The 18777-nt window shown below is 67.3% G+C and carries 21 protein-coding genes and 1 pseudogene; 15 read left to right on the top strand and 7 right to left on the bottom strand.

Translation table 11 applies throughout. The features are described 5' to 3' along the window. The first annotated feature begins 262 nt into the window (after positions 1-262). The 3 genes and pseudogenes from D187_RS56060 to D187_RS58550 all read left to right on the top strand — a co-directional run. Positions 263-1048: a hypothetical protein gene (locus D187_RS56060; protein WP_155893981.1), complete on the top strand. Its 786-nt coding sequence runs from the start codon at positions 263-265 to the stop codon at positions 1046-1048. 22 nt (positions 1049-1070) lie between these two features. Next, entirely contained in the window at positions 1071-1874 is an 804-nt protein-coding gene (locus D187_RS43165) for a hypothetical protein (RefSeq protein WP_002620865.1), read from the top strand. 23 nt (positions 1875-1897) lie between these two features. Next, positions 1898-2038, top strand: a pseudogene (locus D187_RS58550) (NUDIX hydrolase); the annotation flags it as partial. A gap of 7 nt (positions 2039-2045) precedes the next feature. Here the strand turns inward: D187_RS58550 and D187_RS43160 are convergent. Then, on the bottom strand, positions 2046-2807 hold the full coding sequence (locus D187_RS43160) for a hypothetical protein (RefSeq protein ID WP_076606343.1): 762 nt from the start codon (positions 2805-2807) through the stop codon (positions 2046-2048). A gap of 118 nt (positions 2808-2925) precedes the next feature. On the opposite strand from D187_RS43160, the gene D187_RS43155 reads away from it, so the two are divergent. Further along, positions 2926-4566 carry a Na+/H+ antiporter gene (locus D187_RS43155; protein ID WP_002620863.1) on the top strand — a complete coding sequence of 547 codons (1641 nt, stop codon included), beginning with the start codon at positions 2926-2928 and terminating at the stop codon, positions 4564-4566. 124 nt (positions 4567-4690) lie between these two features. Then, positions 4691-5680 (top strand): aldo/keto reductase, encoded by a 990-nt coding sequence (locus D187_RS43150; protein ID WP_002620862.1) that lies wholly within the window; start codon positions 4691-4693, stop codon positions 5678-5680. 18 nt (positions 5681-5698) lie between these two features. Here D187_RS43150 and D187_RS43145 read toward each other — a convergent pair whose 3' ends face one another. Further along, positions 5699-6604, bottom strand: a complete 906-nt coding sequence (locus tag D187_RS43145) for a LysR family transcriptional regulator (protein WP_002620861.1) — start codon at positions 6602-6604, stop codon at positions 5699-5701. Positions 6605-6760: 156 nt separating this feature from the next. On the opposite strand from D187_RS43145, the gene D187_RS43140 reads away from it, so the two are divergent. From D187_RS43140 to D187_RS43115, 6 genes are all read left to right on the top strand, one after another. Then, a complete protein-coding gene (locus D187_RS43140; RefSeq protein WP_002620860.1) occupies positions 6761-7429 on the top strand; it encodes an alcohol dehydrogenase catalytic domain-containing protein in 669 nt (222 codons plus the stop codon). 146 nt (positions 7430-7575) lie between these two features. Then, positions 7576-7896, top strand: coding sequence for an MFS transporter (locus tag D187_RS43135; RefSeq protein ID WP_155893980.1), 321 nt, complete (start codon positions 7576-7578; stop codon positions 7894-7896). A gap of 198 nt (positions 7897-8094) precedes the next feature. Continuing rightward, positions 8095-8727, top strand: coding sequence for an NADPH-dependent F420 reductase (locus tag D187_RS43130; protein WP_002620858.1), 633 nt, complete (start codon positions 8095-8097; stop codon positions 8725-8727). 166 nt (positions 8728-8893) lie between these two features. After that, on the top strand, positions 8894-9586 hold the full coding sequence (locus D187_RS43125; protein WP_043434327.1) for a RibD family protein: 693 nt from the start codon (positions 8894-8896) through the stop codon (positions 9584-9586). Positions 9587-9653: 67 nt separating this feature from the next. Continuing rightward, positions 9654-10184, top strand: a complete 531-nt coding sequence (locus tag D187_RS43120; protein WP_002620856.1) for a (R)-mandelonitrile lyase — start codon at positions 9654-9656, stop codon at positions 10182-10184. Between the two features lie 14 nt (positions 10185-10198). Continuing rightward, complete coding sequence (locus D187_RS43115; protein WP_002620855.1) at positions 10199-10531, top strand: carboxymuconolactone decarboxylase family protein; 333 nt, start codon at positions 10199-10201, stop codon at positions 10529-10531. 46 nt (positions 10532-10577) lie between these two features. Here D187_RS43115 and D187_RS43110 read toward each other — a convergent pair whose 3' ends face one another. Beyond that, positions 10578-11339 (bottom strand): hypothetical protein, encoded by a 762-nt coding sequence (locus D187_RS43110; RefSeq protein ID WP_002620854.1) that lies wholly within the window; start codon positions 11337-11339, stop codon positions 10578-10580. 325 nt (positions 11340-11664) lie between these two features. Here D187_RS43110 and D187_RS51245 point away from each other — a divergent pair, with 325 nt between their 5' ends. From D187_RS51245 to D187_RS43090, 4 genes are all read left to right on the top strand, one after another. Further along, entirely contained in the window at positions 11665-12411 is a 747-nt protein-coding gene (locus D187_RS51245) for a hypothetical protein (protein WP_245591972.1), read from the top strand. Positions 12412-12491: 80 nt separating this feature from the next. After that, positions 12492-13382, top strand: coding sequence for a type VI immunity family protein (locus D187_RS43100; RefSeq protein ID WP_002620852.1), 891 nt, complete (start codon positions 12492-12494; stop codon positions 13380-13382). 293 nt (positions 13383-13675) lie between these two features. After that, a complete protein-coding gene (locus D187_RS54445; protein ID WP_020918676.1) occupies positions 13676-15286 on the top strand; it encodes a glycoside hydrolase family 5 protein in 1611 nt (536 codons plus the stop codon). 32 nt (positions 15287-15318) lie between these two features. After that, positions 15319-15657: a hypothetical protein gene (locus tag D187_RS43090; RefSeq protein ID WP_002620850.1), complete on the top strand. Its 339-nt coding sequence runs from the start codon at positions 15319-15321 to the stop codon at positions 15655-15657. Positions 15658-15699: 42 nt separating this feature from the next. On the opposite strand, the gene D187_RS43085 is transcribed toward D187_RS43090, so the two are convergent. The 4 genes from D187_RS43085 to D187_RS56055 form a co-directional block, all read right to left on the bottom strand. After that, positions 15700-17034: an exo-beta-N-acetylmuramidase NamZ family protein gene (locus tag D187_RS43085; protein WP_002620849.1), complete on the bottom strand. Its 1335-nt coding sequence runs from the start codon at positions 17032-17034 to the stop codon at positions 15700-15702. Positions 17035-17124: 90 nt separating this feature from the next. Then, the gene (locus D187_RS43080) at positions 17125-17538 is read right to left on the bottom strand and encodes a hypothetical protein (protein ID WP_002620848.1); all 414 of its coding nucleotides are present in this window, start codon (positions 17536-17538) and stop codon (positions 17125-17127) included. Positions 17539-17625: 87 nt separating this feature from the next. Further along, positions 17626-18432, bottom strand: a complete 807-nt coding sequence (locus tag D187_RS43075) for a peptidoglycan recognition protein family protein (RefSeq protein WP_002620847.1) — start codon at positions 18430-18432, stop codon at positions 17626-17628. Positions 18433-18620: 188 nt separating this feature from the next. Next, positions 18621-18767, bottom strand: coding sequence for a hypothetical protein (locus D187_RS56055; protein ID WP_002620846.1), 147 nt, complete (start codon positions 18765-18767; stop codon positions 18621-18623). Positions 18768-18777 lie beyond the last annotated feature (10 nt).

Below are 18777 nucleotides of genomic sequence, written 5' to 3'. Positions count from 1 at the left end.
ACTGGCCCTACTGTCCACCGGCTGTGTGTCGCTCACACCACTGCCCGGCCAGGGCGTGAACCTGCGCCACAGGCCACGCGAGGCTGTCGCGTCCGCACAAGAGCCAAACGCTGGGCCTCTACGGGCCCTACCCTCTCGGCCTGAGTCCAAGGCACCACGGCGGCTCCATCTGGCCATGAGCGACGGCCCAGTACCAAGTGGAGAGTCTTCCGCTCCGGCTGTGCCGGGCTACAGCGTGCCCGGCCGGAATCCGGGTTCACAGATGCCCTGGGAGTTCTTCCTCGGCAATGCCGCACACCGACTGATTGGATATATGTACGGTGTGAATCACCCACAGAACAGAGTCTTCTACAACACCCGGACCCTCTCCGAGATCCTGGCGGAGAGAGGGACCGGAGATCCATCGCGACTACTCAAGCACGAGCGGAATCTACGCCCGGACATCCTCGATCTCTCCAGCCGGAATCTTTTCGAGATCAAACCTTGGAATGACAAAGGCCTCCAAGAAGGCCGACAAGAGGCGAAAACCTACCTGACAGCATTGAATCGGGCGGTCATGGTCGGCAGTGCCTTCAATGCTGGCGCGGACTTTCAAGGAGAAATCCTGATCCGTTTCGCAAGGGGGCAATATATCTGGCGTCTGGAGTGGCACACCACCGAGCCAGGAGTGGTCCAGTACCGTTGGACTCGCAGCCAACAACGATTTGCATCCGAGGCGGCGGCGTATGAGGTAGGGCAGTGGGCGGAACTCACCGAGCAGGAGATGCAAGAGTACGGCGGGTGGGTGGGTCAGGCCGTGGACGAAATGGTCAGTCGACGCGAACGGCTCGCTACATTCAGCGGGGCCGTTGGCATCGTTATCGAGGTCATGGGCAACGCCGCTACGGGCTTCTTCTCAAGTGTGATTCTTGGCCGTATGAGCACAGGCGCCCAACAGCCTCCTGCCCAAGGAGGAGGACAGATCATCCCGTTTCCTACGCGACCACCTCCGGTCGCGCCTCCAGCACAAGTACCCGCCGCTGCGGGCGTATCCCTTCCTCGGCGATAAGCCGCTTTGATAGAACCCACCTATGATGCCTGAACAACCGTCTTCTCTTCGAATGCCGTCCTTCTTTCATGGCACCCGCTCCACGGTCCACCAGAAGGCGCGGAAAGAGGGGGCACGGTGTGGCGAGCAGTACCTCAAGGACGGTTCCTTCCCTCCTCCACGTCAGATGCTGGAGGTGCCTCCCGGAGAAGTGGTGCTGGTTCACGAGGTGACCGACTTTCAACACGAGCGCCCAGCCTGGCGGCTGTACATGGTGTCGGATGTCATGGGCGGATTGTACGAAGCCCTGGATTGGCAGAACGTGTTCCCCGTAAGGGACGCATACGAGGCGTTTTGCCGTGAGAGCGCCTGGGGTGCTCTGTACTTCGTGGTTTCGCCCACTGGCCCGGTGAGCGCGCAGCGAACCGCACTCCGCCTCCAGGCGATGCTGCGCTTCTGGGACCCCCTCCAATCCGCGCGTTACCTCTTCAAGACCCTCGATGCCGTACTCACCTTGGAGGAGTTGATAAAGGCCTCCTGTGATTGGGCCATGGATGCATGGTGTCCGGCGTCAGACGCCTCGACCCACATGCGCGTGGAGATGGCCGCGAATCGCATGGCACGAGCAACGCGAGAAGACAGCATCGAGGCCATCCTTCGACAGATGCCTCGTGCCCTCACCTTCGCGCGCGGCTTGAAACATCGGGACGTGGTAGCCGACCCGGCATTCCAGCGCCAGCGTCTCACCACACTCGATCCAGTGTCCTTCGAGCATGTGTCCGGTGCTTCCACTGCGGATCTGCTCGAAAAATTGTATGAATGGGACAAGCAGCTCCAGACGCAATAGAAAGTATTTCCTTGGAGAGGGTGATGAAAGAGGGACATTCCTGGGAGGGCAACTGGAAGGTCCGCCTGTATGAGCGGGTCCGCGAGCGCGGCTACGATTCACTCACCGCCTTCGCCGAGGCGCGCCCTACCCTCCCGCTGGTAGAGCTGGGGGATGGCCCCGGCGCCTCGTTCACGGCTCGACGGATTGTGGCAGCCTCCTGGGTTTGCCGACCGGCATGTAGCACTTGCCCTGGTACTCGGCCGCATCCGTGTCGTCGCACGGAGGCTTTTGCTCCAACGTCACCCAGCACCCCCCGTTGAGCTCCACGATGGTCTTCCTGCCCGGGCAGGGAGCCGCCATCTGATTGCGGAAGGGCTCCTTGGGCATGGGATAGGCGAGAACCTTCGGCTCCGACTCCGCCACATCGACGAAGGACGGCGCATCCTGGCGTGAGGAGGTTTCCGGGGCCTCCTCCCGACCATGGGGCGCCGGGCGCTCGGAGAGACTCGCCAGCAGCCAGACGCCCAGGCCGAGCATCAGCCCCCTCCAGCTCGCGACGGCGTGCCCCGTGCGTTGGTTTCCAGCGGGGCGTGGGGGAAGCTGCCCCGAGGCGAGGTGGGCCCGGAGCCGCTCACTGTCCTGCACGCGGGTCACCGCGGCACTCGTGAGCACGAGCAGGTCCGCCAGTTCCACCACGGGCATCGACGCGGGTGCCTCCTCCACCCGCACGGTCACCGTGACCGGCTCCGGCTCACACAAGAGGCTCACCCGCCAGGGCCCCTCGGGCCGCCACTCCACGCGCTCGGTGGGCAGCAGTTGCAGCACCGCCTTCCCTGTTTCCACATCCCAGGCCTCGTGAAGGCGGCCCAGCTCGGGACCCACCTCGTCGTAGGCACCGCCTCGCTCGAAGGGCCCCCTCCCTCCCCCCTTCCCGCTCGTCTCGTTCGCCACGTGACTCCCTCCCCGCTCGATGCCCAGCGGACTGGATTCGACCTTTCGAGTCAAGATGAAGAACATGCCCTCATGGGTAAACATCCCCAGCTCGCGGCGGTTGAGTTAAACAGGACGCATGCACGTCTTCGAGATCATCATCGCGTTGTTGCTCGCCGGCGCGGGCCTCACCGCGCTGTCCCAACGCATCGGGACTCCCTACCCGGCGATGGTGGCACTGGCCGGCGCCGCCCTGGCGCTCGTGCCCGGCACGCCGACATTGGTCCTGGATCCCGAACTCGCGCTCACGCTCTTCGTCGCGCCGGTGCTGCTGGATGCCGCCTTCGATGCGTCCCCGCGCGACCTCCGGGCCAACTGGCGGACCGTCGCCGGCCTCGCCCTTGGCGCCGTCGCCCTCACCATCGTCGTCGTCGCGGGGGTGGCCCGCCTGCTCGTACCCGGCATGCCCTGGGCCGTCGCGGTCGCGCTCGGCGCGATCGTCGCGCCCCCTGACGCGGCGGCCGCCACCGCCGTCCTCAAGCAGCTCCGTCCGCCGCATCGGCTCCTCGTCATCCTCGAGGGCGAGAGCCTCTTCAACGACGCGAGCGCGCTGTTGATCTACCGTCTCGCCGTCGGCGCGACGCTCGCGGGCACGCTGTCGGGGACAGGCGTCATTCCCCTGCTCCTCGTCGTCACCGTGGGCAGCGTGGTGCTCGGGTTCGTGCTGTCGCGGGTCATGCTCCTGGTGACCCCGCGGATACACGACGTCGCCATCGCGGTCGTCGTGCAGTTCTGCGGGACGTTCGCGGTCTGGATGCTCGCCGAGCGGCTCCATCTCTCCGGCATCCTCACCGTGGTCGTCTTCGCGATGGCGACCGCCCGTCGCGCCGCGGACATCATCCCGGCTCGCGTCCGGATTCCCTCGTACGCGGTCTGGGAGTTCGCCGTGTTCGTGTTGAACGTGCTCGCCTTCATCCTCGTCGGGTTCCAGCTCAAGGCGATCCTCGGCCGGCTCGACTCGAGCACGCTCCTGGAGTACGCGGGCGTCGCGGGCGCGGTGTGCGTCGCGACGATCCTCGCGCGCATCGCCTGGGTGTCGGGCGCCGCGGCCTTCAGTCGCTGGCGGTGTCGTCCAGCGCCGGACGGCACGGCGGGGCCTCACGACACGGTGGCCCTGTCGAAGCGCGCCGCGGCGGTCGTCGGGTGGTGCGGCATGCGAGGGATCGTGACGCTCGCCGCGGCGCTCGCCCTTCCGACTGGCGGGTCCGACGGGCCCGCGTTTCCCTACCGCGACCTGGTCCTGTTCACCGCGTTCTCCGTCGTGCTCGGCACCCTCGTCGTCCAGGGGATGACGCTGCGCCCCCTCCTCAACATGCTCCAACTCGAGGACGACGGCTCGGTGGAGCGAGAGGTGCGGCTCGCCCGTGTCGAGACGTTGCGCGCCGCGCTCTCGGCCACCTCGGCCGAGCTGCCCGGAGAGGAGCTGTCGGGGCTGCTGCGTCGCCGCTACGAGCTCATGCTCCGGCGCGCCGAAGCGGAGCTGGCCAGCAATGGCAACGCGTCTCACGGGGCGGCAGAAAGTGACGGCCGCGCGTTCAACGTCGACGCGGCGGCCATCGCGCGCAGGGCCACCTCGGCCGAGCGGCATCGGCTCCTCGCGCTGCGGGCGGACGGCACCATCGGCGATGCGGCCTTCCAGCGAGTCGAGCAGGAGCTCGACCTGGAGGAGTTGGACTTGCAGCAGCTCGCCCCCGGCGCCCATCCCGAGGGGGCTTCGTGATTCACAGGCACTGTGAAGCACCACTTAAGGGCCTATTGAGCCACGGGGGCGTAGTCCTCCGAGGGCCTGGGGCTTACTTCTCCAGGTGAACGGGGCGAACGGCCCCGAACCCAGGGGAAGGACCATGCAAAAGCGTCAATTGGGAAAGAGCGGACTGGAAGTTTCGGCCATCGGCCTCGGCTGCATGGGACTGAGCTATGGCTATGGCCCGGCAACGGACAGGCAGGAAGCCATCAAGCTGATCCAGACGGCCTTCGCGCGCGGCGTCACCTTCTTCGACACCGCCGAGGCCTACGGCCCCTACGAGAACGAGGAACTCCTGGGCGAAGCCCTTGCCCCCTTCCGGAACCAGGTGGTGATCGCCACCAAGTTCGGCTTCGAATTCGATTCCAATGGCGGACAGAGCGGCATGAACAGCCGGCCGGAGCACATCAAGCAAGTCGCCGAGGCGGCGCTCGAGCGGCTCAAGACCGACCGGATCGATCTCTTCTATCAGCATCGCGTCGATCCGAACGTGCCGATCGAGGAGGTCGCGGGCGCGGTGAAGGAGCTCATCCGCGAGGGCAAGGTCAAGCACTTCGGATTGTCCGAAGCAAGCGCGCAGACGATCCGGCGCGCTCACGCGGTCCAGCCAGTCACCGCCCTCCAGAGCGAATACTCCCTGTGGTGGCGAGAACCCGAGAAGGAGCTCCTCCCGACCCTGGAGGAGCTCGGCATCGGGTTCGTTCCCTTCAGCCCTCTGGGCAAGGGCTTCCTCACGGGCGCGATCAGCGAGAGCACGACGTTCGACAGCAAGGACTTCCGCAACATCGTCCCGCGCTTCACGCCGGAGGCCCGAAAGGCAAACCAGGCCCTGGTTGATCTTCTCGGCGCGATCGCGGACCGGAAGCAGGTGACACGTGCCCAGCTCGCGCTCGCCTGGCTGCTGGTCCAGAAGCCGTGGATTGTTCCCATTCCGGGGACCACGAAGCTGAACCGTCTGGACGAGAACGTCGGAGCGGCGGCCGTCGAGCTGACGCCCGAGGAACTCCGCGACATCGCGGGTGCCCTCTCCCAGAGCGCGGTGCAAGGGGATCGCTATCCCCCGCACCTTCAGGCAAGAGTCGGTCGCTGAGAGTCGAGCGAGGCGGCTTCACGCCGCGAGCCTGGCCAGCTCCCTGGCCGCGTCCACGAAGAGGCGCAGCGCCGGGGAGCGCTGCGCACGGCTGGGGAAGTAGAGGAAGAAGCCGGGCACCGTGGGCGCGTAGGACTCGAGCACCCGCACGAGTCGTCCGGAGCCTAGCTGCTCCTTCACCATCGGCTCGAGGGCGTACGCCAGCCCCAGGCCCTCCTCCGCCAGGGATACGCTCAGCTGGTTGTCGTTGGTGACCACGCCCCCGCGCACCGGCACGCGCCAGTTCCTGCGGCCCCGCTCCAACTCCCAGGCATAGAGCGCCCCAGTGCTCCGCATGCGGAAGGTGATGCACTCGTGGCGCAGTAGATCCTCGGGGCGCTCGGGCGTCCCATGGCGCTCGAGGTAGCTGGGGGCTCCCACCACCACGAAGCGGAAGGCGTCGGTGAGCCGCACCTGCACCATGTCGCGCTCGATGGCCTCGCTCAGCCGCACGCCCGCGTCGTAGCCCTCCGCCACGATGTCCACGAAGCGCTCCTCGATGACGACCTCCACCTCCACCCGAGGGTGACGCGCGCGAAAGGTGGGCACCACCGGGGTGATGACGGAGGGCACCGCCGCCCGCGGCACCGACAGCCGCACCCGGCCCACCGTCTCTCCCGGTTGAGCGGACACCTCGGTGAGGGTGGCGAGCGCCTGTCCCAGCGCCGGGCCCGCGCCCTCCACGAGCCGCCTGCCCGCCTCCGTCAGCGACACGCTGCGCGTGGTGCGGGTGAGCAGCACCACGCGCAACTGCTCCTCGAGCTGCCGCACCGATTGGCTCACCGCGGGGGTGGAGACGCCCAGCTCGCGCGCCGCGCCGCTGAAGCTGCGCAGGCGCGCCACGACGAGGAACACTTGGAGTTGCGGGAGGAGAGCCGTATTCATGACGAGACTCGAACGCGACGAGGCGCGGACGCCTCACTGTTAAGCACCACTTAAGAGCCTATTGGCTCCCTGGTGCGTAGTCATCCGACGATCCAGGGCGTACTTCTTTGGGTGAACGGGGCGAACGGCCCCGAACCCACGGAGACCTGGAGAAACATGCTCACCGTCAATGCCTACGCGGCCACGGCCGCGACCAAGCCCCTCGGTCCGACGACCATCCAGCGCCGTGACCTCGGCCCGCACGACGTCCTCATCGAGATCAAGTTCTGCGGCATCTGCCACTCCGACATCCACCACGCTCGCAGTGAGTGGGGTTCGTCGACCTACCCCGTCGTCCCCGGCCACGAGATCGCCGGGATCGTCGCCCAGGTCGACTCCCAGGTCACCCGGCACGCCGTTGGCGACCGCGTCGGCGTCGGCTGCATGGTCGCCTCCTGCGGCGACTGCGCGAACTGCCGCAAGGGTGAGGAGCAGCACTGCCTCAAGGGAATGACCCCGACCTACGGCGGCATCGGGAAGGATGGCCAGTTCACCCACGGCGGCTATTCCACCCACATCGTCGTGACCGAGGACTTCGTCCTCAAGATTCCCGAGGGCATCGGGCTCGACGCCGCCGCGCCGCTGCTGTGCGCCGGCATCACCACGTACGCGCCGCTGCGTCATTGGGGCGCCGGTCCCGGCAAGAAGGTGGCCGTCGTCGGCGTGGCCGCAACGGAGCTGGTGCTCACCTCGGCCGAGACCGCGGAGCTCGACGCGGCCGTCCCGCCCGGCGCGACCGCGGGCCCGCGCTACAGCCCGCAGCAGATGGCGCAAATCGACCGCTGAGGGATTCCCGTGCTACCGCTGCTCTCCATCGCCCTGGGTGCCTTCGCCATCGGAACCGAGGGCTTCACCCCCTGGCCGCGCTCTTCATGCTCCTCCCGCTGGCTGGGAGTGCCCTCCCAGCGCCGGTCCGGTTACCGGTGGTGGTCGTGCTCATCCTGCTGTGGGGCCTGATCAACTACGCGTTCCCCTCGGTGCAACAGACGCGGCTGGTGCGGATGGAGCCGCGGCTCGCCCCCGTCACGCTCTCGCTCAACGCCTCGGCGACGTACCTGGGCATCTCGCTGGGCGCGGCGCTCGGGTCGCTGGTGGTGGCCCATGGCGGAGAACTCTCGCTCGGCTTCGTGGCGGGCGCCTGTGAGTTGCTCGGACTGGTCGCGCTGCGCCTCGCGCCGGAAATGGCGCCGACCGCCAGCGAGGCGGCGGGGCCGTATTCAGGGTCGAATGCGGCGACGCGACCGGGGCACTGACCCCTCACTGTGAAGCACCGCTTAAGAGCCTATTGGCGCTCTGGCACGTAGTCATCCGAGGACCCGGGGCGTACTTCCATGGAAGCGCCTCATGAAAGGTTCACCGTCATGCCGCACTCCCGTCGTTCCCTCCTGGGGGCCTTGGCCGCATTGGCCTCGCTCCCGGTCCTCGGTCAGGTGAAAGGACAAGTCAAAACCATGCGGATTGGCATCATCGGCGCGGGGTGGCTGGGCGGCACCGTCGGCCGGCTCTGGGTTCAAGCCGGGCACGAGGTGCTGTTCTCCTCCCGCCATCCTGAACAGCTCGTCTCCATGACCCGCCCGCTCGGCCCGCGTGCTTCGGTGGGCACGCCGCTCCAGGCGGCCGAGTTCGGCCCGGTCGTGTTGATCGCCGTGCCCTATGGCGCGCTTCCGCAGCTCGGGAGTGACCTGCGGGAGGCGCTTCGCGGCAAGATCGTACTCGATGCCTGCAATCCTCCTCCGGGCAGCGACGACGCCCTGGCGCGCGAGGCGCAGGCCAACGGCGTCGGCCCCACCTCGGCGAAGTACCTGCCGGGCACGCGGCTGGTCCGGGCCTTCAGCGCCGTCGACGCCACGGCGGTCGAAGCGTCGGCCGGCCGGCGGAGTGGAAAGCTGGCCGTTCCGATCGCCGGGGACGACACCCAGGCCGTTCAAGTCGCCGCGTGGCTGGTGCTCGATGCCGGCTGCGAACCATTGGTGGTGGGCAATCTGGCCGCGGCCACCCGCTTCCAGCGGGGCGGCCCGGGCTTCCGCGCCAACACGACGATGACGGAACTGCGTCGCCGGCTCGGCCTGCCCAAAGCGGACTGACCTCCCTTTCTGTGCCCTTCACGATATCAGGCCCGAGATCACCAAGTTCCCAATGGAGAAGATCGACGACGCCTGGACGAAGGTGGTCAACAAGGAGGCGCGTCATCGCTTCGTCATCGACATGACGAAGACGTGATGTCGCTCATTTCTCACGAGGACCTGACAGATGAATGGAGCGAAGCGGCCATACGTGATTTGCCACATGGTTCCCTCCGTCGATGGACGGATCGTCACCACGAGCTGGAAGCTCCCACCCAGAGCCCATGCCGAGTACGAGCGTACGGCCCAGACCTTCGACGCCGATGCGTGGATGATCGGCCGGATCTCCATGGAGCCCTACGCCGGGAAGGCCAGGGTTCCGTCGCGCAAGGTGCCACACCCGATCCCGAGGACGGACTTCATCGCGAGGCGCGATGCGGAGTCCTATGCCATCGCGCTGGACCCCGCTGGCAAGCTCACCTGGAAGTCGAGCTCCATCGATGAGGAGCACGTGATCACGGTCCTCACCGAGGCGGTCTCGGACGACTACCTGGCCTTCCTTCAATCCAAGGGCGTCTCCTACCTGTTTGGCGGCAAGACGGACTTGAACCTGAAGCGGGTGCTCGAGAAGCTCAGGAAGGAGTTCGGCATCAAGAAGCTGCTCCTCGAGGGCGGAGGGAAGATCAATGGCTCCTTCCTGGCCGCGGACCTCATCGACGAGCTGAGCGTGCTGGTGGCTCCCATCGCGGACGGTGCCACCGGAACCCCGTCGCTCTTCGATGCGAGCGAGGGAAAGGGGCCCGCCCGGCACCTCAAGCTGGTCTCGTTCGAGAAGCGCACGGGCGACCTGCTCTGGCTCCGCTACAAGCTGAAGCGCTGACGCATCGGCCGGCGACCCTAGAACTCACGGGTGCAGCAACCACCCATCACCCCACCGGAGAATGAACATGAAACTCCTCGCCGCGACATTGCTCTCACTCCCGCTGCTCGGTATGGCCATGGCCCAGGCCAGCCCGAAGGGCGCGTCTGCCGATGCGGGCGTTTCCCCGGCCACCTCGGGCGGAGGGGCTCCGGCGCTGAGCATCACGCGCAGTGGCTCGCAACCTTCCGCCAAGGGGCCCGCCGAGAACTTCACGGGCACCGTGCGCGTCGACCCGCTCTTCACGGCGAACGCCCCCGCGCGTACCTCGGGCGCCTCCGTCACGTTCGAGCCTGGCGCCCGCACGGCGTGGCACACCCACCCGCTCGGGCAGACGCTCATCGTGACGTCCGGCGCCGGCCGCGTGCAGCTCTGGGGCGGCGCCGTCGAGGAGATTCGTCCGGGCGACGTGGTGAGGATTCCCCCCGGCCAGAAGCACTGGCACGGCGCATCCCCGACCACCGCGATGACCCACCTGGCCATCCAGGAGGCGCTCGACGGCAAGGTGGTCGAGTGGATGGAGAAGGTCACCGACGCGCAGTACGGCACGCAACGTTGAAAGGAGAACGCACCATGAGCACCCCCAAGCCCACCACCGCCGCACAAAAGGCCATCGGCGACTTCGCGCCGAAGCTGGTCGAGCTGACCGACGATGTCCTGTTCGGGGACGTCTGGGAGCGGCCGCAGTTGTCCAGGCGCGACCGCAGCCTGATTACCTGCGCGGCGCTCGTGGCGACCGGAAAGACGGAGCAGATGAACTTCCACTTCCCGCGCGCCCTCGAGAACGGCGTGACGCAGGAGGAACTCGTCGAGCTCATCACCCACCTGGCCTTCTACGTCGGCTGGCCCAACGCCATGTCGGCCATCGCGCGCGCCAAGGAGCTGTTGGGGAACAAGCAGCCCTGAGATTCGCCCGGACGAGAGCCCGAGCGCGCTGGGACACCTCTCGCGCTCAGGGTCCGACGGATTGTGGCAACTTCTTGCGTTTGCCGACCGGCATGTAGCACTTGCCCTGGTACTCGGCCGCATCCGTGTCGTCGCACGGAGGCTTTTGCTCCAACGTCACCCAACACCCACCGTTGATCTCCACGACGACCTTCCTGCGCGGGCAGGGAGCAGTCATCTGATTGAGGAAGGGCTCCTTGGGCAAGGGATAGGAGGGGACCACCAGCTCGGACTCCGAAAGGTCGACGAAGGTCGGAGCCTCCTGGCGTGAGAAGGTCTCCGTGGCTGCCTCCCGGGCATGGGGAGCCGGGCTCCCGGGGAGACTCGACAGCAGCCAGACGCTCAGGCCGAGCAGGAGCCCCGTCCGGCTCGCCGCGGCGTGTCCCGCGCGCTGGCCTCCAGCGGGGCGTGGGGGAAGCTGCCCCGAGGCGAGGTGGGCCCGGAGCCGCTCACTGTCCTCCACGCGGGTCACCGCGGCACTCGTGAGCACGAGCAGGTCCGCCAGTTCCGACACGGGCATCGACGCGGGCGCCTCCTCCACCCGCACGGTCACCGCGACCGGCTCCGGCTCGCACAGCAGGCTCACCCGCCAGGGCCCCTCGGGTCGCCAGTCCACGCGCTCGGTGGGCAGCAGTTGCAGGACCGCCTTGCCCGTCTCCACATCCCAGGCTTCGTGGAGGCGGCCCAGCTCGGGACCCACTTCGTCGTAGGCACCACCCCGCTCGAAGGGTCCCCTCCCCCCACCCTTCCCGCTCGTCTCGTTCGCCACGTGATTTCCTCTCCGCTCGACGCCCAGCGAACCGGATTTGACCTGTCGAGTCAAGAGCGAGCACAGGTCCTCCAGAGTGGTTCTTCCCGTCGGCGAAGGTACTGCCTGGTGTCGGCCATCCCTGACGGCACATCCTGGTGGAAGTCTTCCAGCGTGGCTTCTCACAAAAAATTCACAAGGTGTGGTGCTTATTGCACCAGAGGTGCTGCCTGGACGATGCTTCCAGCGAGGTTATTGCTCGTTCGAGAAACAGGGGAGCCATATGTCGATAGCGCGGTTCATTTCTCGAACACGAAGGGGTACTTGTCGGATTGCCGGAGAGTGCATGCGGTCGCCGCTGATGAGCCTGTTATTGTTCACAGGTTGTGCCACGGGGCTTCGCGGTCTGCCGGAGTACGTCCCTTCCCTCCAGACCCAGTCCTGTGCACTCAGCCCCGGGTGCATGGCGCCGGCCGCCAGTGGAGAATTGCTTGTGCCCTCGACACCAGCGGTGGTGAGGGCAGCGCAGGCCATGAGAGGACTGCTGACACTCAAGGACTTCCTGAATGAGGCGGAAGTGGCCCAGGTAGAGGCGGTGCTCGTGCAATGCGCCCGCGAGGCAGACTTCCAGGTCAATGAGCGCGAGTATGGCCAGGGCAAGTTCCCGGATGACAAGGAGTGCAATCGCGTCGTTGGCCACGACAAATTGGGGAGGAAGATCCGGCGATCCATGGAACTTGGGACGATGAAGCACGAGGTCGCCTTCGCGTGTGTCGAGCGAGAACTTGGCGAAAAGTTCCCAGACCACTTCACTCGGGAACCGCGTTACGGCAAGGAGCCCACAACCGGCGGATACTCCATCACCGACACACGATGGGATTCGCTGGTCCCCGATCTCGTTCTCCACTTCGTCCGGAATGCCAACCACATTCAACGTCTTTATGACTTCTACTTTCCCTGTACGGCGAGCAAGAAGAGCAATCCCCTAGGTGACACCGGGGAAACCGTGCGTCAAAAGTTGGACAAGTACAAAGAGCTTTCCGGTGCGGAGCAGCCAGCACTCGTCACGCCCCAACTGGGAATCAGCCGATGAAGCATCCTCTTCCTCGCATCCGTCACCCTGCCTCACCCAACAAAGGAGGACGCCTCCTCCAGCGGGAGGTGATCCGTCTCGTGCTGCACCTGCCTTTCGGGCATCGAGAACTCGCGATTCCCGTCAGTCATGCCCTCGAGGTGTACTTGCGGAACGCGGGACTGGGGGCGGACGCCTTCACCGAGTATTTCCTGGGAGATGAGCCCATGCCGCTCGATGAGGACGGCTGGGCGGACATCCGGGACACCCTGGCGCCACCCCCACCGGATGCGATCCTGGATGAGGAGGCGGAGGAGTCCTTTCTCAAACAGAAAGTGAAGGAGCAGTTCGATCGCACGGTGGAACTCTCGGTGGGGACCACCGGCGTCACGGGTTACGGCTTCTTCTACTGGGCACGTCTGCCGTGGCGCCCGCCCATCCAGGATCAGGTCAGTCTGGTGAGCTTCTCCTGGCCCACCGAGCACCTGGAGGCGCATGGTCCCGAGCGGATGCGAGCGGAGATCATGGAACTGGCCGCACTGCTGCCCTATGTGTCGGGCCACGCGGGGCTGGCCTTCTTCTCCCCCAACCTCTGGGGGCCCTCCATGAGGGACATCCACGAGGAAGCACTGCGCTACCCGGGACTGGACGTGACGCATGGCCAGCGCGACCTGGGCTCGCGCGTGGACGGCGTGCACTGGCTCAACTTCCTCGGTCCGCAGGTGCTGACCCAGGTAGGTGGGGCCGAGGCGCTCCGCTCCCGGCTGCACTCCCCTTCCACCACCGTGCAACCCTTTGGGGACGACCGGGCCGTGGTGTCGCTCGGCGCGGAGCCCGAAGCGGGCGACCTGCTCCAGGGAGACACCTTGCCCGCCTACCGTGAGTTGGCGCGCGCGCTCGAGCCCTGGCTCTTCCCCTTCCCCGAGCACGTGACTTGGCGGGACTGTCCTCCCGGAGTGGCCCGTCGCTGGTGGCGCCGCTTCCTCGACTGAGTACGGTTCTCAATGACTCGCGCTGGAGCTGCTCGCTGAGTTCATGGAGCCTCAACAACCGATCGGGTTGATGGCAGCTCATTACTCCCCCTTCTCCCTTCATTGTCACACGCTCGTCACGGAGTCCCATTCGGGGCCCGACGGGTTGTTGCGGATTCTTGGATTTTGCGACTGGGATTCGTGTCTTGAATATGGCGTTGACCTTTGGGGGCTTTTCGTGTTTTTCCTGGATGGCAATTTTCTTCCCGAACCATCCAGGAAGCCATCGAGCCCGTACAGCCGGAGGTCGTGTCATGAAAAGAATGGGGATGTTGCTGGGCGCGGTGCTGTTCACCGCCGCGTGTGGAGGCGGCGTCGCGGAGGAGGAGTCAGCACTCACGGAGTGGGAGCAGCGGCTCGCCGCCCCCGTGTCCTTCTTCCTCCAGACGTCGAGCAATGACTGGTGGCTGGAGGCCCGGATCACGGCCTCCCCCGCCCCGGCTCGGGTGGAAGTGTCGGTGAACGGAGGCTCGTGGACGGCGTTGAGCCAGGCGGCCTGGGACGCGAACGTCTGGACCGGCAGTCAGTCCTTCCGGGGCACCCAGGTGCGCCTGCGCGCCGTGAACGCCGGGGGCTCGGCCACCTCGTGCTCGGCCCTCTTCCAGCCGGGGGCCACGCTGTCCCTGTGCGCCTCGGACGGCGTGTACGGGACCACCCCGAGCCCCGACGCCGGCAACGACGCCGGTACCGACGCGGGGACGGACGCCGGAACCGATGCGGGCTCGGATGCGGGCACCGACGCGGGGACGGACGCCGGAACCGATGCGGGCACCGACGCCGGAACGCCGCCGCCAGGCGCCGCGGGCTACCTGCACACCGAGGGGGCGAAGATCCTCTCGTCCACGGGCCAGGTGGTGCGGCTCACCAGCGTGAACTGGTTCGGCTTCGAGGGCCCCTCGCGCGTGCCCTACGGGCTGGATCGCCGCGCGATGGACAGCCTGCTCGATCAGGTGAAGTCGCTCGGCTACAACTCGCTGCGCCTGCCCTACAGCAACACCATGCTGCGCGATGGGGTGTCCCCGGATCCACTCAGCATGAACAACGCGCTCAATCCGGAGCTCGCCGGGCTCACGTCCCTGCAGGTGATGGATCGCATCATCGCGGCGGCTGGGGCGCGCGGGCTGCGCGTCGTGCTCGACCGGCACCGTCCGGACGCCAACAGCCAGTCGGAGCTCTGGTACCGCTCCAACCGCGCCACCGAGGAGCAGGCGTGGATCGATGACTGGAAGATGCTCGCCCAGCGCTACAAGGGCAATCCCACCGTGGTGGGCGTGGACCTGCACAACGAGCCGCACGGCCGCGCCACCTGGGGCGATGGCAACCTCGACACCGACTGGCGGCTCGCCGCCGAGCGCGCGGGCAACGCCATCCTCGGCGTGAACCCGGACCTGCTCATCATCGTGGAGGGCATCGAGATCTATCAGAACAACTGGTACTGGTGGGGCGGCAACCTGCGGGGCGCGCGCGACTACCCGGTGCGCCTCAACGTGCCGGGGCGCGTGGTGTACTCGGCGCACGACTACCCGGAGAGCGTCTACGGCCAGCCGTGGTTCCAGAACAAGGGCTCCACCGGCTACCCGGCCAACCTGCCGGGCGTGTGGGACGCCACCTGGGGCTTCCTCGTGAAGGAGAACCGCGCCCCGGTGTGGCTCGGCGAGTTCGGCACCAAGCTGCTCATCGACTCGGACAAGCAGTGGATCCAGACGCTCACGGGCTACCTCGCGAACAACGGAATGAGCTTCGCCTTCTGGTCGCTCAATCCCAACTCCGATGACACCGGCGGCCTGCTCCAGGACGACTGGACGACGGTGCAGCAGGCGAAGCAGACGTACATCGCCCCCGCGCTCGCGCCCCTCATCCCCTGAGCTGCCCGCGTGGGCTCTCCGGACGCGCCGCCGTGGCGCTCCGGGGCGCTCGTGCCCGGGACGGGTTGTCCGCGCCCGAGGCGATGCGCACCCTGAAACCTCGCGAGGTGCGCATGCCACGGGAAGTCACGGATAGCGACGGAATCAAGTGGAGCTGCATCCAGGCCTTCGCGGGCCTGGGCAAGGATCCGGAGAAGACCGAGGCGGCGCGTGTCGGGGACTCGGGCAACCGCTTCCATGTCACCTGCACGCCCAGCGGCGGCGCGAAGTCCGTGCGCATCGAGCTGCCAGGCGACTGGGAGAAGGCCCTCTCCGATGAAGCGCTGCTGCGCGCCATCCAGCAGCAGCGCGCCCGGGACGACTCCGCTTGAATTGACTCGAGACCTGGCGTACCGCCGTGCGCGAGGCGGGCGTCACCCGCGGCGGTAGAGCAGGTACGGGCGGCGCCGGGCGTCGAACTCCGCCAGCTCGTCGCTCCACGCGCCGACGATCTCCTCCGTGGACGCCCCGGCGTCGATCATCGTGCGCAGCCGCTCGGACCCGCTCAGCTTGTCGATCCAGTACGGTCGCCCGGCGTCCCAGGAGTCGGTCCGCCAGGCGAAGGCGGGGAACTTGCGCGCCTCCACCAGCATCGCGACGGCCGTCCGGATCGGGTCGAAGGCCCGCGGGTCGGTCACCTTCACCTCGACGCCGGCACACAGCGTGTTGGCGAACTTGTTGAACGTCGGCGTGAAGTAGGCCTCCCGGAAGGACACCCCGGGCAGGTTCGCGGCGTTGAGCTGGTCGCTCCAGTGGTAGTCGAACCCGGGCCCGCCGATGAGCTCGAATGGGCGCGTGGTGCCGCGACCCTCGGACAAGCTCACCACGCCCTCGAACATGCCGGTACCGGGGTACACCAGCGCGCTGTCCGGGGTCGGCATGTTGGGGCTCGGCATGACCCACGGAACGTCGGTATCGGCGCCCATCATGTTCGGCACCCAGCCGCTGCACTCGATGACCTCCAGCTCGACCTGGCGCCCGGCGTCGGTCGGCAGGAACTCGCCGTTGTAGAAGCGGGCCAGCTCGCCGACGGTCATCCCGTGCTGCTGGACGATCTCCTTCTTGCCGACGGCGGTGGTGAAGCGGGTGGTCATCATCGGCCCGTACGCCTTGCCGCCCACCGGGTTGGGCCGGTCGAGCACGACGTAGCGCAGTCCACGCCGGGCGGCGGCGACCATCGAGTCGTAGAGCGCCCAGATGTAGGTATAGAACCGGCTGCCGACGTCCTGGATGTCGAAGACGACGGTCTGTACGCCGGCCCGCTCGTAGAGGGTCTCCCAGGTGGCCTGGCTGGCGTTGTACGCGTCGTAGACGGTCAGCCCGGTGCGCGCGTCGATCCCGGTGCCCTCGCTGCCGCCGGCCTGCGCGGAGCCGCGGAAACCGTGCTCGGGGCCGAAGACGCCGCCGATGGTCAGCCCCCCGGTGTCCCGGGCGTGTGCGTGCATCAGGTCCGCCAGGTGGCTGTACCTGCCGTCCACGCCGGTCGGGTTGGAGATGATGCCGACCCGCGCACCGGCGAGCGCCGCGAAACCGCCCTCCACCAGGTGGTCCAGGCCGGTGCGCACCGGAAACCGGGGGCGCACGCCGGGTTGGGGCTGCTCGGGACTGGTCGGATCGCCGGCCGCCGTACAGGCGACGGCGCTGACGGCGGCCCCACCACCCAGCGCGATGACGCGTCGGCGGCTCAGCCGCACAGGATCTCTGCCCATGACACCTCCCGTAAGGAGTTTGGTTGACGAGGGCCTCCGCGAGCGCCCCTCCGGAACCCTTGCCCCACGCGGACTCGCGCGGGCGCTAAATCATATCACCTGGACGTCCTCGGTGAGGTACGCCAGCAACTCGTCCTCGTCCTTGGAGATCATCCGTTCGAAGCCGTCACTTCGGGCATGACGTTGGATCTGCATCACGCCCACGGTGCTGCGCACGAGCACGCCGACCTTGCGGAAGCCGCCGACCCAACGGGGGCGGTGGTGCTGCTCCATGACGACTTCGAACTCGGGATCGTTCCGGCCGGGGCCGGCCCGGAGGTCGGCGAGCAGTCCGTACCGCGAGCGCCCCAATGAATCCAGGACGTCACCGAGCCGCGCGAAGATGCCGCCGAGCTCCTCGAGCGAGGGGAACGGTGTGCTGCTGCGAATGGTGCGGACGATGCCCCTCCGCTCGTCGACGAGGACGGTGAAGTACTCGTCCTGGAAGACCTGCTTGTCTGTCATGGAGGGTGACCCATCGAGTGGATGTGCACCCATCTAGCGCGATTGAATCGGCCGTCGCAACCAGGCGCGAGGCGCCACCCCGGGGCGTCAGAGGCCCGCGCGCAGGCGGTTCCAGTCGAAGTTCTCGGCGGGGTCGCTCTTGCGGCCCTTGGGCACGGCCACGTCCTTGTGCCCGAGGATGTTGTTGGCGGGCACCTTGTACTCCTGCTTGAGGTAGCCCACGAGCTGGGTGAGGGACTTGTACTGGGCGTCGGTGAAGGGCGTCTTGCCCGAGCCGTCGTTGACGATCTCGATGCCGATGGAGCGACCGTTCACGTCGGTGGGCACCCCGTGCAGCTCGCCCTTGCCCGCGTGCCAGGCGCGCTTCTCGTCGCCCACCAGTTGGTAGATCTTCCCGTCGCGGTCCAGCATGTAGTGGGCGGACACCTGGCTCTGGGGATTGCGCATCCAGGCGAGGTCCCCCGCCCCATTGTTGGAGCCCGTGTGGTGCAGGACGATGGTGTCGATGTCCGCCCCGCCGCGCGAGTTGGAGTTGGGCGAGGGCGCGTTGACGACGGGCGGCTTGGTGAAGGTGCCGGGCTTGGGGGGCTTGGAGTCCGCGCCGAGCGCCTTCTTGAGCGCCGCGTGGGTCAGGTCTCCGTAGTAGCCGGTGGTAGGCAGCTTGTGGTCCGCCTGGAACTTCGTCACCGCGGCCTTCGTCTTCTCGCCGAAGATGCCGGGGCCGGTGGCCACCTGGGCCTTCGTCATGTAGCCGAGCTTCACCAGCGCGTCCTGCAACTGCTTCACCTGGGGGCCCCGGTTGCCGAACTCCAGGCCGGCGGGCGGTGCGGTCACGGTCGCGGCGGCGGCCGTCCGGGCGGTGGCGGCGGTGGGGAGGGCGTTGCGGATTTGCATGGGAGTCTCGGGAAATGAGTATTCTCGATTATCGCGAGACGGCGGCGGCGGTTGCGCCTTCTGCCCGATTCCCCCTGAGCGGTACGTTCCCCGGGGCCGCGGATTCACTCCCCGTCATGTCCACCACACTCCCTGACTTCGGCAACCTGGCCCTCACGCAGGCCACGACGCGCTTCTGAGTCTCCCCACTACGGCCGGGGTCCCTGGATGATCAGCGGTCCTCCCGGGGCCACGGCTTCGTTGCCCGCCATGTCCACCGCGATCAGCCGCACCGAGTAGCGCACGCCCTCCTCGAGCTGGAAGCCGCCCCCGCACATGCCGCGTCCGATGGCCACCTGCTCACGT

Origin of the sequence: Cystobacter fuscus DSM 2262 (assembly GCF_000335475.2) — a bacterium.
In the GTDB taxonomy this organism is placed as follows: Bacteria; Myxococcota; Myxococcia; order Myxococcales; family Myxococcaceae; genus Cystobacter; species Cystobacter fuscus.
The sequence above is the reverse complement of the archived record's forward strand: the minus strand, read 5'-3'. Positions and strand labels throughout refer to the sequence as shown.

Bases quoted from the DNA above. Each gene is read 5' to 3' on its own strand.
- D187_RS56060 (WP_155893981.1), top strand. From the start codon at position 263: ATGCCCTGGGAGTTCTTCCTCGGCAATGCCGCACACCGACTGATTGGA.
- D187_RS43165 (WP_002620865.1), top strand. From the start codon at position 1,071: ATGATGCCTGAACAACCGTCTTCTCTTCGAATGCCGTCCTTCTTTCAT.
- D187_RS43155 (WP_002620863.1), top strand. From the start codon at position 2,926: ATGCACGTCTTCGAGATCATCATCGCGTTGTTGCTCGCCGGCGCGGGC.
- D187_RS43150 (WP_002620862.1), top strand. From the start codon at position 4,691: ATGCAAAAGCGTCAATTGGGAAAGAGCGGACTGGAAGTTTCGGCCATC.
- D187_RS43145 (WP_002620861.1), bottom strand. From the start codon at position 6,604: ATGAATACGGCTCTCCTCCCGCAACTCCAAGTGTTCCTCGTCGTGGCG.
- D187_RS43140 (WP_002620860.1), top strand. From the start codon at position 6,761: ATGCTCACCGTCAATGCCTACGCGGCCACGGCCGCGACCAAGCCCCTC.
- D187_RS43130 (WP_002620858.1), top strand. From the start codon at position 8,095: ATGCGGATTGGCATCATCGGCGCGGGGTGGCTGGGCGGCACCGTCGGC.
- D187_RS43125 (WP_043434327.1), top strand. From the start codon at position 8,894: ATGAATGGAGCGAAGCGGCCATACGTGATTTGCCACATGGTTCCCTCC.
- D187_RS43120 (WP_002620856.1), top strand. From the start codon at position 9,654: ATGAAACTCCTCGCCGCGACATTGCTCTCACTCCCGCTGCTCGGTATG.
- D187_RS43115 (WP_002620855.1), top strand. From the start codon at position 10,199: ATGAGCACCCCCAAGCCCACCACCGCCGCACAAAAGGCCATCGGCGAC.
- D187_RS51245 (WP_245591972.1), top strand. From the start codon at position 11,665: ATGCGGTCGCCGCTGATGAGCCTGTTATTGTTCACAGGTTGTGCCACG.
- D187_RS54445 (WP_020918676.1), top strand. From the start codon at position 13,676: ATGAAAAGAATGGGGATGTTGCTGGGCGCGGTGCTGTTCACCGCCGCG.
- D187_RS43085 (WP_002620849.1), bottom strand. From the start codon at position 17,034: ATGGGCAGAGATCCTGTGCGGCTGAGCCGCCGACGCGTCATCGCGCTG.
- D187_RS43080 (WP_002620848.1), bottom strand. From the start codon at position 17,538: ATGACAGACAAGCAGGTCTTCCAGGACGAGTACTTCACCGTCCTCGTC.
- D187_RS43075 (WP_002620847.1), bottom strand. From the start codon at position 18,432: ATGCAAATCCGCAACGCCCTCCCCACCGCCGCCACCGCCCGGACGGCC.